Source organism: Mycobacterium xenopi, from assembly GCF_009936235.1.
GTDB lineage: Bacteria > Actinomycetota > Actinomycetes > Mycobacteriales > Mycobacteriaceae > Mycobacterium > Mycobacterium xenopi.
This window is the reverse complement of record NZ_AP022314.1, coordinates 325,629-340,984: the sequence shown is the minus strand read 5'-3', so window position 1 is coordinate 340,984 and position 15,356 is coordinate 325,629. Positions and strand designations below refer to the sequence as shown.

Sequence of the window (15,356 nt, the reverse complement as noted above, 5' to 3'; positions counted from 1 at the left end):
AGCGATGAGCTTGACGATCTCCGACCACGAGCGGGCCGCGCTCGCCGACGCGAGGCGATTTCCGTTGCTGGCCGCGATCACCGGGCGGCGATCGCGCCGATTCCCGGTCGGCGGCCAGATTCCAAGCGGAGCATTGGCATTCACCAGCCGCAAACCTGCGCAGCCATTGTCAGAGGTGGAACGCGCGCTGGTGCTTGCGGTCACCGGTGGTGTCACCGGTTGGCACTACGGCATTCCCTACAACCCCGACTACGCTCCTGCGCTGCCGAACTATTCGGGCAGCGCGACCGGGCGGACATTCCCGTCCGCGGCTGGATTCCATACCAGCCAACTGTTCTTCACCGACGACACCGGAACCTATCTGTTGCCCACCCGCGACCAGCCGCCGCGCGCGTTCACCGGCATCGAGGAGTGACTCAGCCACACCGCCGACTCGTACATCCGGATTTCCGAGCACCGCCTGCACCTGCCCCGCGAAGAACCCTACATGGAGGGTCATAACATCTGGGTCGCCAACCACCCCGGCAGCCTTCTGGCGTTCCCCGTGGCTGACCTGGCCGAGCACTTGATGTCCAATCTCTGGTTTTTCGCGGCCAACGGCTATCTCGTGTACGACGACGTCAATGAAAGCAATATCCCTGGCACGGAACGGTTTTCGTCTCTGCGTCACGCTGGCGACCCGGTCCCGCTGTCCGTTGTCGAGCAGTACACGCTGACCGAGGCCAGCGCCGAATTGGCCACCGCGGCAAACAACGGCGTCCTGGTATTGCAGGCCATGGGACTGGGCGGCTGGATGTACGACGGCCTGGACGCGCTGTCGGTGCTCGGCGGATCCGGTGACCCGAGGGCACCTGGGCTGGGCTTTGTCGCCGACCATGACGACCGCTGGCCGCTGCCGAATGTCACTGGGCTGCCCGGCTATTTCGAAACACTTAGTCCGCCGCACGTACCTTCGGTGGAAGCTGGCGTCGCAAAGTTCGTGACGCGGCGCTTCGGGCCCGGTGGGCCGTTTCACCGCGAGACACCCGGGCCATGGGCCGACACCCCGAAAGTTCGTTCGTCAGCGCTGCCACCCGACGGGATCGCCGAGCTCGTCACACTCGAGGCGTCCTACATCTACGACACGTTCGGCAAGCTGCCGGGCACCGTGCCCACTGTGCATGTGCTGATGTACCTGCAGGCCCAACACATCGACACCGACTTCTACGACGAGCTCTTCGCTCCGGGGGCTTACTTGTCTACCCATGCCGCACACCAGGCCCGCTGGCACGGCCAGTAGCCGGTCGAGCAGCCGGCGACCGGCAATCCATCGACGGTTGCCTGGTGGTGGCCGCGGTGCCGTCCATTGGCAGGTTTGGCACACCCGTGCCCGTGATGCGTGCTAGGCATTCATCATGTCGATGAGCGGGGGGCATACCACCGACAGCATCAAGCTGGTAGCTTCGCGGCGGCTAACCGTCCACACGAAACGCCACCAAGCCGATTCCCAGCGCCATAATGGGCGCACGGCAGACAGACAACCTGGGCGCTTCGCGGCAACAGCCGCGGTGGCCCCACGAGACAGGCCAGCATTGTGAGCGAGCACGACGAATCAACAAGACTTGCGGATGAAGCACGTGATCGCATCGCCGCAGAGTTGCAGCGGCTGCGGCAGCGCCGTGACCGGCTGGAAGTCGAGGTCGAAAACGACCGCGGCATGGTCGGCGACCACGGTGACGCCGCCGACGCCATCCAGCGGGCCGACGAACTGGCAGCGCTCGATGAGCGCATCAACGAACTCGACCGGGTGCTGCGGGCCGGGCCGGTGTCCGACGGTGGCGCCACACTGCCGCCCGGCACCGAGGTGACCTTGCGATTTCCCGACGGTTCGGTGGTCACCATGCTGGTGATCTCCATCGTCGAGCAGACCCCCATCGGCCGCGAAGCGGAGACGCTGACGGCCGGCAGCCCGCTGGGACTCGCCCTGGCCGGGCACAAGCCGGGGGACACGGTCACCTATTCGACGCCGCAAGGCGAAAACCAGGTCGAGCTGCTCGACGTGAAGTTCCCCAATTAGGGGTAGTGGGCGCTCGGCTTGCGCGGACGGGCCGCAATGCCCCGTAAACTGCCCGCGATGACCGAGATCGCGCCGCCAGCCGCGCAGCTCAGCCTGACCACACAGATGTGGCGGTTCATCGTCACCGGTGGTCTCTCGGCGGTTGTCGACTTCGGCCTGTATGTGCTGCTGTACAAGGCAGTCGGTCTGCAAGTGGACCTGTCCAAAGCCACCAGCTTCGTCGTCGGCACCATCACCGCCTACCTGATCAACCGGCGGTGGACGTTTCAGGCGCCGCCCAGCACCGCCCGGTTCGTCGCGGTGATGGCGCTTTACGGGCTGACCTTCGCGGTGCAGGTCGGGCTCAACCACCTCTGCCTGGCGCTCCTGGATTACCGAAACTGGGCGGTCCCGCTCGCGTTTGTGGTGGCCCAGGGCACGGCCACGGTCATCAACTTCGTCGTGCAGCGGTCCGTCATCTTTCGGCTGCGCTGAGCCCGCCAGCGCAGGCGGTACCCTCTGTGACTGATGTCCTCGACCTTTCCCACGACCACCAAGCGGCTGTCCGGCTGGGGCCGCACGGCGCCGTCGGTGGCGCAGGTGCTGTCCACGCCCGACCCTGAGCTCATCGCCAAGGCGGTGGCCCGGGTGGCCGACGCCGGTGGTCGGGGCATCATCGCCCGCGGGCTGGGCCGCTCCTACGGCGACAACGCCCAAAACGGTGGCGGGCTGGTGGTCGACATGACGCCGCTGAACACCATTCATTCGATCAGCGCCGACACCCGGCTCGCCGACGTCGACGCCGGCGTCAACCTCGACCAGTTGATGAAGGCTGCCCTGCCGTTCGGGCTGTGGGTCCCGGTGCTGCCCGGAACCCGGCAGGTCACCGTCGGCGGGGCAATCGCCTGCGACATCCACGGCAAGAACCACCACAGCGCCGGAAGCTTCGGCAACCACGTGCACTCCATCGACCTGCTGACCGCCGACGGCCAGATCCGCCATTTGACGCCCGACGGCGACGACGCCGAACTGTTCTGGTGCACTGTCGGCGGCAACGGGCTCACCGGAATCATCTTGCGCGCCACCATCGAAATGACCCACACCGAGACCGCGTATTTCCTCGCCGACGGCGACGTCACGCGCAGCCTCGACGAGACGATCGCCTTTCACAGCGACGGCAGCGAGGCTAATTACACCTATTCGTCTGCCTGGTTCGACGCGATCAGCCCACCGCCGAAGCTGGGCCGAGCCGTCATATCACGGGGATCGCTGGCCCGACTCGACCAACTGCCCAAGAAACTTCAGCGTAACCCACTGAAATTCGATGCGCCGCAGTACTTTACGATGCCGGATGTCTTTCCGACTGGGCTGGCCAACAAGCTGACCTTCGGGGCGGCCAGCGAGTTGTGGTACCGCAAATCCGGTACCTATCGCGGCAAGATCCAGAACCTGACGCAGTTCTACCATCCACTGGACATGGTCGGCGAGTGGAATCGGGCTTACGGGCGGGCCGGTTTCGGCCAATACCAGTTCGTGGTGCCTACTCAGGCCGTCGAGGAATTCAAACGGATCATCGGTGACATACAGAAGTCGGGGCATTGTTCGTTTCTCAACGTGTTCAAGCTTTTCGGACCGGGAAACCAAGCGCCGCTGAGCTTTCCGATCCCCGGCTGGAATGTCTGCGTCGACTTTCCGATCAAACCTGGCCTGGGCCAGTTCCTCAGCGAACTCGACCGGCGCGTCCTGGAATTCGGGGGTCGGCTCTACACCGCCAAAGACTCACGGACCACGGCCGATACCTTCCACGCCATGTATCCGCGCATTGAGGAGTGGATTGCGGTGCGCCGCAAGGTCGATCCCTTGCGGGTCTTCGCCTCCGACATGGCGCGTCGTTTGGAGCTGTTGTAGATGGTGCTCGACGCCGTAGGCAATCCACAGACCGTCCTGCTGCTCGGCGGCACGTCCGAAATCGGTTTGGCCATCTGCGAGCGTTATCTGCAGAATGCCCCGGCGCGTATCGTGCTGGCGGCGCTGCCGGACGACCCGGGCCGCGACGACGCCGTCGCACAGATGAAAGCCGCCGGAGCCAAGTCGGTGGAACTGGTCGACTTCGACGCGCTGGACACCGACAGTCACCCGGCGGTGATCGAGCAGGCCTTCGCCGGCGGTGACGTCGACGTGGCCATCGTCGCGTTTGGGTTGCTCGGCGACGCCGAAGAACTCTGGCAAAATCAGCGCAAGGCAGTGCAGATCGCCCAAATCAACTACACCGCAGCCGTTTCGGTGGGAGTGCTGCTGGGCGAGAAGATGCGCGCCCAAGGGTTCGGCCAGATCATCGCGATGAGCTCGGCCGCCGGTGAACGGGTGCGGCGATCCAACTTCGTCTACGGCTCCACCAAAGCCGGTCTGGACGGTTTCTATCTTGGTCTCGGTGAAGCCTTGCGCGAGTACGGTGTTCGTGTGCTGGTGATCCGCCCCGGCCAGGTTCGCACCCGGATGAGCGCCCACCTCAAAGAAGCACCGCTCACCGTCGACAAGGAGTACGTCGCCGACCTCGCGGTCACCGCGGCTGCTAAAGGTAAGGAATTGGTCTGGGCCCCAGGAGCATTCCGCTACGTGATGATGGTGTTGCGTCACATCCCCCGGCCGATCTTCCGCAAACTCCCCATCTGAGCAGATGGCGAGCAGACGCAAGGGCCCCCACTTCGGGGACAGATGGGGGGCCTTTGCGTCTGCTCGCGCCGCCAACGTGCTGGCCAGCATCGCTCACATGGTGATCGCTGCCGCGATCGCCGCGGTGGTCGCGGTGGTGTCGCTGAAAGCGATCGGCGGGGTGAACTGGCCGGCCTACCCGTCGTCGAATCAGCTACACGCGCTGACCACGGTGGGCCAGGTCGGGTGCATCGTCGGGTTGGTGGCCACCGGCTGGCTGTGGCGGCGCGGTCAGCGGGCGCTTAGGGTGTTGGCCCGGCTGGCGGCGCTGGTGTTCGTGTCCGCGTTTTCCGTTGTCACGCTGGCCATGCCGCTGGGCGCCACCAAGCTCTACCTGTTCGGGATCTCGGTGGACCAGCAGTTCCGCACCGAGTATCTGACCCGGTTGACCGACAGCGCCGCCCTGCGCGATATGACCTATCAGGGTCTGCCGCCGTTCTACCCGCCGGGTTGGTTTTGGATCGGCGGGCGCATCGCGGCGCTGACCGGAACGCCCGGCTGGGAGATGTACAAGCCGTGGGCGATCGCCTCGATCACCATCGCGGTGGCAGTGGCGCTGGCGCTGTGGTGGCAGATGATTCGCTTCGAGTTCGCGCTGATCGTCGCAGCCGCGACCGCCGCGGTGACGCTGGCCTACAGTTCGCCCGAGCCGTACTCGGCGATGATCACCGTACTGCTGCCGCCGGTGCTGGTCCTGGCCTGGTCGGGGCTGCGCGGGGCGGCCCGGTCCGGCGGCTGGGCCGCGGTGATCGGGGTAGGGATGTTCCTCGGGTTCGCCGCCACCTTCTACACACTGCTGTTGGTCTACAGCGTGTTCACGGTGGCGCTGATGGCGGTGCTGCTGGCCGGCTCGCGGTGGCGGCAGGGCGTCAGGGCCGCCGCGGACCCACTGCTTCGGCTGACGGTCATCGCGGTCATTGCCGCCGCCATCGGTGCGATCACGTGGACGCCGTTTCTGCTGCGGGCCGCCCACGACCCGGTCAGCAACACCGGCAGCGCCTACCACTACCTGCCGGCCGACGGCGCTGAGCTGAGCTTCCCGATGCTGCAGTTCACGCTGCTCGGGGCCCTGTGCATGCTGGGCACCCTGTGGCTGGTGGTGCGGCTGCGGTCATCGGTGCGCGCAACTGCCTTGGCGATCGGCGTGTTGGCCGTCTACCTGTGGTCGCTGCTGTCGATGCTGACCACCCTGGCCCGCACCACGCTGCTGTCGTTTCGGTTGCAGCCGACGCTGAGCGTGCTGCTGGCCGCCGCCGGGGCGTTCGGCTTCATCGAGCTCACGCAGGCCCTGGCCAGGCGTGGACGCGACCACGCCTGGGGCCGCAGCGTCATCCCGGTGGCCGCCGCGGTGGGTCTGGCCGCGGCGATCGCCTTCAGCCAGGACATTCCCGACGTGCTGCGACCCGATCTGACCATCGCCTACACCGACACCGACGGGCACGGCCAGCGCGGGGACCGTCGCCCGCCCGGGGCCGAGAAGTATTACCCGGCCATCGACGCCGTGATCACCGCAACCACGGGCCGCGCACGCGACGAAATCGTCGTCCTGACCGCCGATTACAGCTTCTTGTCCTACTACCCCTACTGGGGTTTTCAAGGGCTGACGTCGCACTACGCCAACCCCCTGGCCCAGTTCGACAAGCGCGCGGCCGCGATCAAGAGCTGGTCCAAGCTCACGTCCGCCGAGCAGTTCGTCCACGCGCTGGACAACTTGCCCTGGCCGGCGCCGACGGTGTTTTTGATGCGGCGCGGCGCCGACGACACCTATACGCTGCGGCTGGCCGAGGACGTCTACCCCAACCAGCCCAACGTGCGCCGCTACACCGTCGACTTCAAAGCCGCCCTGTTCGCCGACCCGCGGTTTACCGTCACCAACATCGGCCCGTTCGTGCTGGCCATCCGCCAGGAGCCCAGCCACTGATGGCAACCGAAACGACACAGGTCGGACCACTACCATCTAGCTCCGTGACCGTCACGGGGGCGAACGCCCGGACCGCCCGGGAAGACGAAGCGACCTGGGTCGACCGGACCGCCCACAACTACCGGGCCGCCCGGCTGGTCGCCGTCGTCGCGGGCCTGCTCGGGGCCGCCCTGGCGGTCGTGACCCCCTTGCTGCCCGTCAAACAGACCACCGCCCAACTGAACTGGCCGCAAAACGGGGTGTTCGCAAGCGTCGAGGCGCCGCTGATCGGGTACGTGGCCACCGACTTGTCCATCACTGTGCCGTGCTCAGCCGCCGCCGGGCTGGCAGGCACCAAGACCGTGTTGTTGTCGACGGTGCCCAAGCAGGCGCCCAAGGCCGTCGATCGCGGACTGCTCATCGAACGCGTTAACGACGACCTGGTCGTTGTCGTGCGCAACACCCCGGTGGTGGTGGCGCCGCTAAGCCAGGTGCTCAGCCCCGCCTGCCAGCGGCTGACCTTCACCGCGCACGCCGACAAGGTCACCGGTGAATTCGTCGGGTTGCGCCAAGGCCCGCACGCCGACCGCCCGGGCGCACCGCTGCGCGGCGAACGCGGCGGCTACGACTTCCGGCCGCAGATCGTCGGCGTCTTCACCGACCTGTCCGGGCCCGCGCCGGCCGGGCTGGCGCTCTCGGCGACCGTCGACACCCGCTACAGCAGCGCCCCCACGCCGCTGAAGATGGCCGCGATGGTCCTCGGCGTGACGCTGACCGTCACCGCGCTGATCGCACTGCATGTGCTCGACTCCGCCGACGGAATCCGGCACCGCCGGTTCCTGCCACCGCGATGGTGGTCGATCACCCCGCTGGACGTCCTGGTCATCGCCGCTCTGGTGTGGTGGCAATTCGTCGGCGCCAACACCGCCGACGACGGCTACATCCTGACCATGGCCCGGGTGTCCGAACACGCCGGCTACATGGCCAACTACTACCGCTGGTTCGGCACACCCGAGGCGCCGTTCGGCTGGTACTACGACCTGCTGGCGTTGTGGGCGCACGTCACCACGGCCAGCATCTGGATGCGCCTGCCGACCCTGCTGATGGCGCTGACCTGCTGGTGGGTGATCAGCCGGGAAGTCATCCCGCGGCTAGGCCATGCGGTCAAGCAAAGCCGCGCCGCGGCGTGGACGGCGGCGGGCATGTTCCTGGCGGTTTGGTTGCCGCTGAACAACGGGCTGCGACCCGAGCCGATCATCGCGCTGGGAATTCTGCTGACCTGGTGTTCGGTCGAACGGGCGGTGGCCACCAGCCGCCTGCTGCCGGTGGCGATCGCCTGCATCATCGGCGCGCTGACCTTGTTTTCCGGGCCCACCGGAATCGCCTCGATCGGGGCGCTGCTGGTGGCGATCGGCCCGCTGCGCACCATCGTGCACCGCCGCTCCGAACGCTTCGGGGCACTGCCGCTGCTGGCCCCGATACTGGCCGCGGTCACAGTCACGACCATCCTGATCTTCCGCGACCAGACCTTCGCCGGCGAACTGCAAGCCAGCATGCTCAAACGCGCCGTCGGGCCCAGCCTGAGTTGGTTCGACGAGCACATCCGCTACGAGCGGCTGTTCATGGCCAGCCCCGACGGCTCGGTGGCCCGCCGCTTCGCGGTGCTGGCGTTGCTCGTCGCGCTCGCCGTGTCGGTGGCAATGTCGTTGCGCAAGGGCAGGATTCCGGGCACCGCGGCCGGACCGAGCCGGCGCATCATCGGCATCACCATCATCTCGTTCATCGCGATGATGTTCACCCCCACCAAGTGGACCCACCACTTCGGGGTGTTCGCCGGGCTGGCGGGCTCTTTGGGCGCATTGGCCGCCGTCGCAGTGACATCCGCGGCGATGCGCTCCCGACGCAACCGCACCATGTTCGCCGCGCTGGTGCTGTTCGTGATGGCATTGTCGTTCGCCAGCGTCAACGGTTGGTGGTATGTATCCAATTTCGGTGTGCCGTGGTCGAATTCGTTCCCCGAGTGGAAGTTCGGTTTTACTACCATGCTGCTGGGGCTCACGGTGCTGGTGCTACTGGCCGCGGCATGGTTCCACTTCGTCAACAACGGCGTAGAGCGTGATAACGGCATCCGATTGACCCGAATCATCCAGGCGCCGTTGGCTATAGCCGCCTGGGTGCTGGTCTTCTTCGAGGTGCTGTCGCTGACGTTGGCGATGACCGCGCAGTACCCGGCGTGGTCGGTGGGACGCTCCAACCTGGAGGCGTTGACAGGCAAAACGTGCGGGTTGGCCAACGACGTGCTCGTCGAGCTGGATCCCAACGCCGGCATGCTGACCCCGATCGGGGCACCGGTCAAGGACGCGCTGGGCGGGGGGTACTCGGAAGGCTTTGACTCCAACGGTATTCCCGCCGATGTGTCCGCCGACCCGGTGATGGAACGCCCCGGCGACCGTAGTTTCTTAAGCGACGACGGACTGGTCACCAGCAGCGAGGCCGGCACTGAGGGCGGTACCACCGCGGCGCCGGGGATCAACGGGTCGCGCGCCCGGCTGCCCTACAACCTCGACCCTGCCCGCACCCCAGTGTTGGGCAGCTGGCGATCCGGTGTGCAGGTGCCGGCGGTCCTGCGCTCGGCGTGGTACCGGCTACCGCCGCGGGACCAGGCCGGCCCGCTCTTGGTGGTGTCGGCCGCCGGGCGCTTCGACCCCGACGAGGTCCAGGTGCAGTGGGCAGGTGAAGACGGAAAGCCCGCGGGCACAACTAATTTCGTCGACGTGGGGGCGGCGCCGGCGTGGCGAAACCTGCGCGCGCCGATGGCTGCGCTGCCCCGCAGCGCCACCCGGGTGCGGGTGGTCGCCACCGACGACGACCTAGCGCCGCAACACTGGATCGCGGTTACCCCGCCCCGCATGCCGCGGCTGCGCACGCTGCAAGACGTGGTCGGCTCACGGGATCCGGTCTTGCTCGATTGGCTGGTGGGCCTGGCGTTTCCGTGCCAGCGACCGTTCGACCATCGCAACGGCGTCATCGAAGCGCCGAAGTGGCGGATTCTTCCCGACCGGTTCGGCGCCGAAGCCAACTCGCCGGTGATGGACAACAACGGCGGCGGCCCGCTGGGGATCACCGAATTGTTAGTCCGCGCAACCACTGTGCCGAGCTATCTCAAAGACGACTGGTTCCGCGACTGGGGCGCCCTGCAGCAGTTGACACCGTATTACCCGGACGCGACCCCAGCCCGCCTCGACCTCGGCTCGGCTACCCGCAGCGGCTTGTGGAGCCCGGGCCCGCTGAGGCATTAGCTGTCAGTTTCCGTTCCAATGGGCCCGGTTCGATTCACGCATCCAGGAGTTGCAGATGACCACGTTGCGGTTGCGACGCCGAGGCGCGGGGCCGCGGACCCGCCGCGGCAATCCGTTGCCATTCTCACCGCCGTGGACGCCGCGGCCCGCGGCCTACGGGGTCGGCAGAGAGCACAACGTCGCGGTACCGATGAGCGACGGGGTCGTTCTGCGGGCCGACATCCATTACCCGACCGTGCCGGAGACCGGGGAGCCCGCCGCCGGGCCGTTCCCGGTGCTGCTGTCCGTCACACCGTACGGCAAAAAGGCCCCTCCCCCGGCCGCCCAGATCGGTGGCGGTGCGACGCCCTACCTGATCAAGCGGGGCTACATCGAGGTGATGGTCGACGTCCGCGGGACCGGCGCGTCCGGCGGTTCGTTCGAGATGTTCGGAGCCCGGCAGACCCAGGACGGGGTGGAGCTGGTCAACTGGGCCGCGACGCTGCCGAACAGCAACGGCCGCGTCGGCATGTTCGGCACCTCCTACCTGGCGATCAACCAACTGTTCACCGCTGCCGCGGTGGGGCCGAATTCACCGCTGAGAGCGATCTTTCCGGTGATGGCGGCACGCGACTTCTACCGCGACGCCGCCAACATGGGCGGGGTGCCGCACCTGCGGACCGTGCGGGCCTACGGTGCCCTCTACTCGCTGCTCAACGTCGTTAACCCGACGCTGGAATTGCTGGCCCGGGGCGGACATCCGCGGCCGCGGGGCGGCGGGTTAGCAGCAGTGCGCCAGCGCGGCCGCGACCAGCGACGGTACTTCCGACCACTGATCGCCGAAGCCATGGCCGGCGGCGAGGCCGCATACGACGGACCGTTCTGGGATGCGCTGCGCCCGGCGGTCGTGCTTCCGCAGATCGTCGCCAATGGGGTGGCGGTCTTCCTGGTCGGCGGGTGGCATGACGCCTTCCAGCGGGGGACGCCGCTCAACTATGCCGCGCTGCAGAATGCCTTCGCCGGCCGGCCGGACGAGGCGCCGATGGAACCAGGCCAACCGGTGTCGGATCGGGTTCGGCTGTTGATGGGCCCGTGGTATCACGTCACGAACTTCGACGGCCTGCACATCAACGCGCTGCAGCTGCGCTGGTTCGACCAGTGGCTGCAAGACGACGCATCCGCGGCGATCTCCGACCCGCCGTTCACTTTCCAAGCCATCGGATGCCGGCAATGGTTCCACGCCCGCGAATTTCCGCTTGCCGAAGCGAGCCCCGCCCGCTTTTACCTGTGCGAGTCAGGCCGCCTCAGCCGTGACTGCACGCCGGACCAAACGCTGGCGACCCTCGATTACGCTGCGCGCGGTCCGGTGGCAGGGCGAAGCCTGGAGCAGTGGACCCTCGGGATGAACAGCTTCTTCACTGCCCAGCGGGGTCGGCGCATCCGCTACGACGCGGACAACCGCCGCCTGCAGCGCAGGGCGCTGACCTACACCACCGAGCCGTTCACGTCCCCCACGCTCGTGGCCGGGCCGATCACGCTCACCCTCCACGCGACCGCCGACACCACCGAGACCCTGTGGGTTGCCCACCTCGACGACGTCGCCCCTGACGGGACAAGCCGGCCGCTGACACAGGGCGCGCTGCTCGGCTCGCATCGCGCGCTGGACCCCGACCGCACCTGGCACCTGCCCGACGGCGACCTGCTGCGGCCGCATCACTTCAGCACCCGCTCGGCGGCCAAGCCCGTCGTTCCCGGCGAGCAGCCCCGCTACGACCTCGAGATCTTCCCGACCGCCGCATATATCGCACCCCAGCATCGGCTGCGGCTCATCCTCACCACCTACGACTTCCCGCACCTGGTGCCCGCCAAGCCGGCGCGGCGGGCCCTGGCCGGCGGACGCTACCAAGTCCACCAGGGCGGACACACCCCGTCATACGTGCTCGTCCCGCTGGCTGACCCGGGCAGTTTGACCTGAATCGGCGACTTCGGCCCGCCGCGCGGCGACGCGCGTCGTCGCCCGACGCACCGTCGCATACGATCGACCCTCGTGCCCCACGACGGTAATGAGCGAGCGCCGCAGCGCATCGCACGACTCGTCGCCGTCGTCGCGGGGATCGCTGGCCTGTTGCTGTGCAGTGTGATCCCGCTGCTCCCGGTAAGACAGACCACCGCGACAATCCTCTGGCCGCAGGGCACCGCCGCCGACGGACACGTCACCGGGATCACCGCCCCGCTGGTGTCCGGAGCACCACGAGCACTGGACATCTCGATTCCCTGCGCGGCGAGCGCGACGTTGCCCGCCGACGGTGGGCTGGTGCTGTCGACGCTGCCGAGCGACGGATTCCAGACCGGCAAAAGTGGACTGTTCGTGCGGGCCAACAAAGACACGGTCGTCGTCGCGTTCCGGGACTCGGTGGCAGCGGTCGCGCCGCGGCCCGCGGTGGCCGCCGGCGTGTGCCGCGTGCTGCACATCTGGGCCACCAACGCCGGGGTGGGCGCGGACTTCGTCGGTATTCCAGGTGCCGTCGGCACACTGGCACCCGAGAAAAAACCTCAGGTCGGCGGCATCTTCACCGAGCTGAAAACCGCTCCGCAGCCCGGGCTTTCGGCTCGTATCGACGTCGACACCAGGTTCATCACGGCCGCCACCGCCATCAAGAAGGCCGCCATGGCCCTGGCCGTGTTGATGGTGCTGGCGGCGATGGCCGCGCTGGCCGTTCTGGATCGGCATGCGGGGCGCCGCGTGCCCCGCAGTTGGCGGCGGGTGCGGGCCGGCCTGGCCACCTGGCTGGCCGACGCCGCTGTCATCGCGACGCTGCTGGTGTGGCACCTCATCGGCGCCACCTCGACCGACGACGGCTACAACCTCACCATCGCCCGAGTCTCCCACCAGGCCGGTTACCTGGCCAACTACTACCGGTTCTTCGGTGCCTCGGAGGCGCCGTTCGACTGGTATCCCGCCGTGCTGGCACACCTGGCCTCGGTCAGCACCGCCGGGGTGTGGATGCGGCTGCCCGCCACCGCGGCCGGAATCGGGTGCTGGCTGATCATCAGCCGCTATGTGCTACCACGGTTGGGTCCCGGCCGGGGCGGCCTGGCCGGCAACCGGGTGGCCGTGTGGACCGCGGGCGCGGTCTTTTTGGCCGCCTGGCTGCCCTTCAACAACGGACTGCGCCCGGAGCCGCTGATCGCCTGCGGCACCGTGCTCACCTGGGCGCTGGTCGAGCAGGCCGTTGCCACTCGGCGGCTGGTTCCGGCCGCGGCCGCGATCGTGGTCGCGATGCTCACCGCGACCTTGGCCCCCCAGGGGCTGATCGCCCTCGGTGCCCTGCTGACCGGGTCGCGGGCCATCGCCGGGATCATCGCGCGGCGTCGACACTTCGACGGGTTGCTGGCGCCGTTGGCGGTGTTGGCGGCCTCGCTGTCGCTGGTTTTGGTCGTGGTGTTCCGGGCCCAGACACTTGCGACCGTCGCGGAGTCGGCGCGCATCAAATACGTGGTCGGACCGACCATCGCCTGGTATCAGGAGTTTCTGCGGTACTACTTCGTCACAGTCGAGTCGAACGTCGACGCCTCGATGACCCGCCGCTTCGCCGTGCTGGTGCTGCTGCTGTGCCTGTTCGGTGTGCTGGTGGTGCTGCTGCGCCGCGGCCGCATCCCGGGCGTGGCCAGCGGCCCGGCCTGGCGGCTGATCGGCGCCTGCGCGGCGGGGTTGTTGTTGCTGACGTTCACCCCGACGAAGTGGGCCGTCCAGTTCGGCGCGTTCGCCGGGTTCGCCGCAGCGCTGGGCGCGGTCACCGCGTTCACCTTGGCCAGCGTCGGACTGCACAGCCGCCGTAACCTGTCGCTGTATATCACCGCGCTGCTGTTCGTGCTGGCCTGGGCGACCTCGGGCATCAACGGCTGGTTCTACGTCGGCAACTACGGTGTGCCGTGGCGCGACATCCAGCCCGTCATCGCCAGCCACCCGGTGACGTCGATGTTTCTGACGGCCTCGATCGCGACCGGATTGCTGGCCGCCTGGCAGCACTTCCGGCTGGACTACGCCGGGCACACCGAGGTCAAACCCACCCGCCGCAACCGGATTCTGGCGTCTACCCCGCTGCTGGTGGTCGCCACGATCATGGTTCTCGTCGAAGTCGGTTCGATGGCCAAGGCGGCCGCAGCCCGCTACCCCGTCTACACCACCGCCAAGGCCAACATCGACGCGCTGCGCTCCGGGCTTTCCGACACCAGCTGCGCGATGGCCGACGACGTGCTGGCCGAACCGGACCCCAATGCCGGTCTACTGCAACCGGTTCCGGGCCAAGCTTACGGTCCCGACGGCCCACTGGGCGGGGTGAAACCCGTCGGGTTCAAACCCAACGGCGTCGCCGACGACCTGACCTCTGACCCGGTGGTGTCCAAACCCGGGCTGGTCAACTCCGACGCCTCCCCCAACAAGCCCAACGCGGCGGTCAGCGATTCGGCGGGCACCGCCGGCGGCTACGGCCCAGTGGGAGTGAACGGCTCGCGGGCCGCGCTGCCGTTCGGACTCGACCCGGCGCGCACCCCGGTGATGGGCAGCTACGGCGAGAACACCGTTGCCGCGCACGCCACCTCGGTGTGGTACCAGCTGCCGCCGCGCACTCCCGACCGTCCGCTGGTCGTGGTCGCCGCCGCCGGCGCGATCTGGTCGCACGAAGAGGACGGGACACTCAGCTACGGCCAGCCGCTGCGGCTGCAGTGGGGCATCAGCCGTCCCGACGGCACCACCACGGCGCTCGGCGAATTCGAGCCGATCGACATCGGGCCGCAAAAGCCTTGGCGCAACCTGCGATTCCCGCTGGCCTGGGCGCCGCCGGAGGCTAACGTGGCACGCATCGTTGCCGACGATCCGAATCTCAGCTCAGACCAGTGGTTCGCCTTCACGCCGCCGCGGGTGCCGGTGCTGCAAACCCTGCAACAATTGATCGGCTCCCACATCCCGGTGCTGATGGACATCGCGACCGCGGCGAACTTCCCGTGCCAACGGCCGTTCTCCGAACACCTTGGGGTAGCAGAACTTCCGCAGTACCGCATCCTGCCCGACCACAAGCAGACCGCGTCGTCGTCGAACCTGTGGGAGTCAGCGGAAGACGGCGGGCCGTTCTTGTTCACCCAGGCGCTGCTGCGCACCTCCACGATCCCGACGTATCTGCGCGGCGACTGGTATCGAGACTGGGGCTCGGTGGAAAAGTATTACCGGCTGGTGCCGGCCGATCAGGCGCCAGACGCCGTCATCGACCAGGGGGTGGCCACCGTGTACGGCTGGAGCCGGCAAGGACCGATTCGAGCGCTGCCATGACCGCGCCGTCGACGATGCAAAGCGAAGCGATGCTGAGGAGCGGCGCAATATGACCGCGCCGTCGACGATGCAAAGCGAAGCGATGCTGAGGAGCGGCGCAATATG

General features: G+C 67.6%; 8 protein-coding genes and 2 pseudogenes. All 10 read left to right on the top strand.

What is annotated here, in order from left to right:
- Positions 1-4 precede the first annotated feature (4 nt).
- Positions 5-1,279 (top strand): annotated as a pseudogene (locus MYXE_RS01220) (hypothetical protein).
- A 294-nt stretch (positions 1,280-1,573) separates the two neighbouring features.
- The gene (locus MYXE_RS01215) at positions 1,574-2,056 is read left to right on the top strand and encodes a GreA/GreB family elongation factor (RefSeq protein ID WP_085195653.1); all 483 of its coding nucleotides are present in this window, start codon (positions 1,574-1,576) and stop codon (positions 2,054-2,056) included.
- A gap of 105 nt (positions 2,057-2,161) precedes the next feature.
- On the top strand, positions 2,162-2,530 hold the full coding sequence (locus MYXE_RS01210; RefSeq protein ID WP_086009203.1) for a GtrA family protein: 369 nt from the start codon (positions 2,162-2,164) through the stop codon (positions 2,528-2,530).
- 33 nt (positions 2,531-2,563) lie between these two features.
- Positions 2,564-3,943 (top strand): FAD-binding oxidoreductase, encoded by a 1,380-nt coding sequence (locus MYXE_RS01205; protein WP_112650009.1) that lies wholly within the window; start codon positions 2,564-2,566, stop codon positions 3,941-3,943.
- Positions 3,944-4,708 (top strand): decaprenylphospho-beta-D-erythro-pentofuranosid-2-ulose 2-reductase, encoded by a 765-nt coding sequence (locus tag MYXE_RS01200; RefSeq protein ID WP_085195657.1) that lies wholly within the window; start codon positions 3,944-3,946, stop codon positions 4,706-4,708.
- 4 nt (positions 4,709-4,712) lie between these two features.
- On the top strand, positions 4,713-6,668 hold the full coding sequence (locus MYXE_RS01195) for a galactan 5-O-arabinofuranosyltransferase (RefSeq protein ID WP_112650010.1): 1,956 nt from the start codon (positions 4,713-4,715) through the stop codon (positions 6,666-6,668).
- The gene (locus MYXE_RS01190; RefSeq protein ID WP_039890553.1) at positions 6,668-9,946 is read left to right on the top strand and encodes an arabinosyltransferase domain-containing protein; all 3,279 of its coding nucleotides are present in this window, start codon (positions 6,668-6,670) and stop codon (positions 9,944-9,946) included. Before MYXE_RS01195 ends, MYXE_RS01190 begins: the two co-directional genes overlap by 1 nt.
- A gap of 190 nt (positions 9,947-10,136) precedes the next feature.
- Positions 10,137-11,900: a CocE/NonD family hydrolase gene (locus tag MYXE_RS01185; protein ID WP_161552148.1), complete on the top strand. Its 1,764-nt coding sequence runs from the start codon at positions 10,137-10,139 to the stop codon at positions 11,898-11,900.
- A 72-nt stretch (positions 11,901-11,972) separates the two neighbouring features.
- Complete coding sequence (locus MYXE_RS01180; protein ID WP_085195661.1) at positions 11,973-15,251, top strand: arabinosyltransferase domain-containing protein; 3,279 nt, start codon at positions 11,973-11,975, stop codon at positions 15,249-15,251.
- Positions 15,248-15,336, top strand: a pseudogene (locus MYXE_RS25180) (sirohydrochlorin chelatase); the annotation flags it as partial. The gene MYXE_RS01180 and the pseudogene MYXE_RS25180, both read left to right, overlap by 4 nt.
- Positions 15,337-15,356 lie beyond the last annotated feature (20 nt).

Coding starts and splice junctions, on each gene's coding strand:
- MYXE_RS01205 (WP_112650009.1), top strand. CDS start 2,564: ATGTCCTCGACCTTTCCCACGACCACCAAGCGGCTGTCCGGCTGGGGC.
- MYXE_RS01210 (WP_086009203.1), top strand. CDS start 2,162: ATGTGGCGGTTCATCGTCACCGGTGGTCTCTCGGCGGTTGTCGACTTC.
- MYXE_RS01190 (WP_039890553.1), top strand. CDS start 6,668: ATGGCAACCGAAACGACACAGGTCGGACCACTACCATCTAGCTCCGTG.
- MYXE_RS01200 (WP_085195657.1), top strand. CDS start 3,944: ATGGTGCTCGACGCCGTAGGCAATCCACAGACCGTCCTGCTGCTCGGC.
- MYXE_RS01185 (WP_161552148.1), top strand. CDS start 10,137: ATGAGCGACGGGGTCGTTCTGCGGGCCGACATCCATTACCCGACCGTG.
- MYXE_RS01195 (WP_112650010.1), top strand. CDS start 4,713: ATGGCGAGCAGACGCAAGGGCCCCCACTTCGGGGACAGATGGGGGGCC.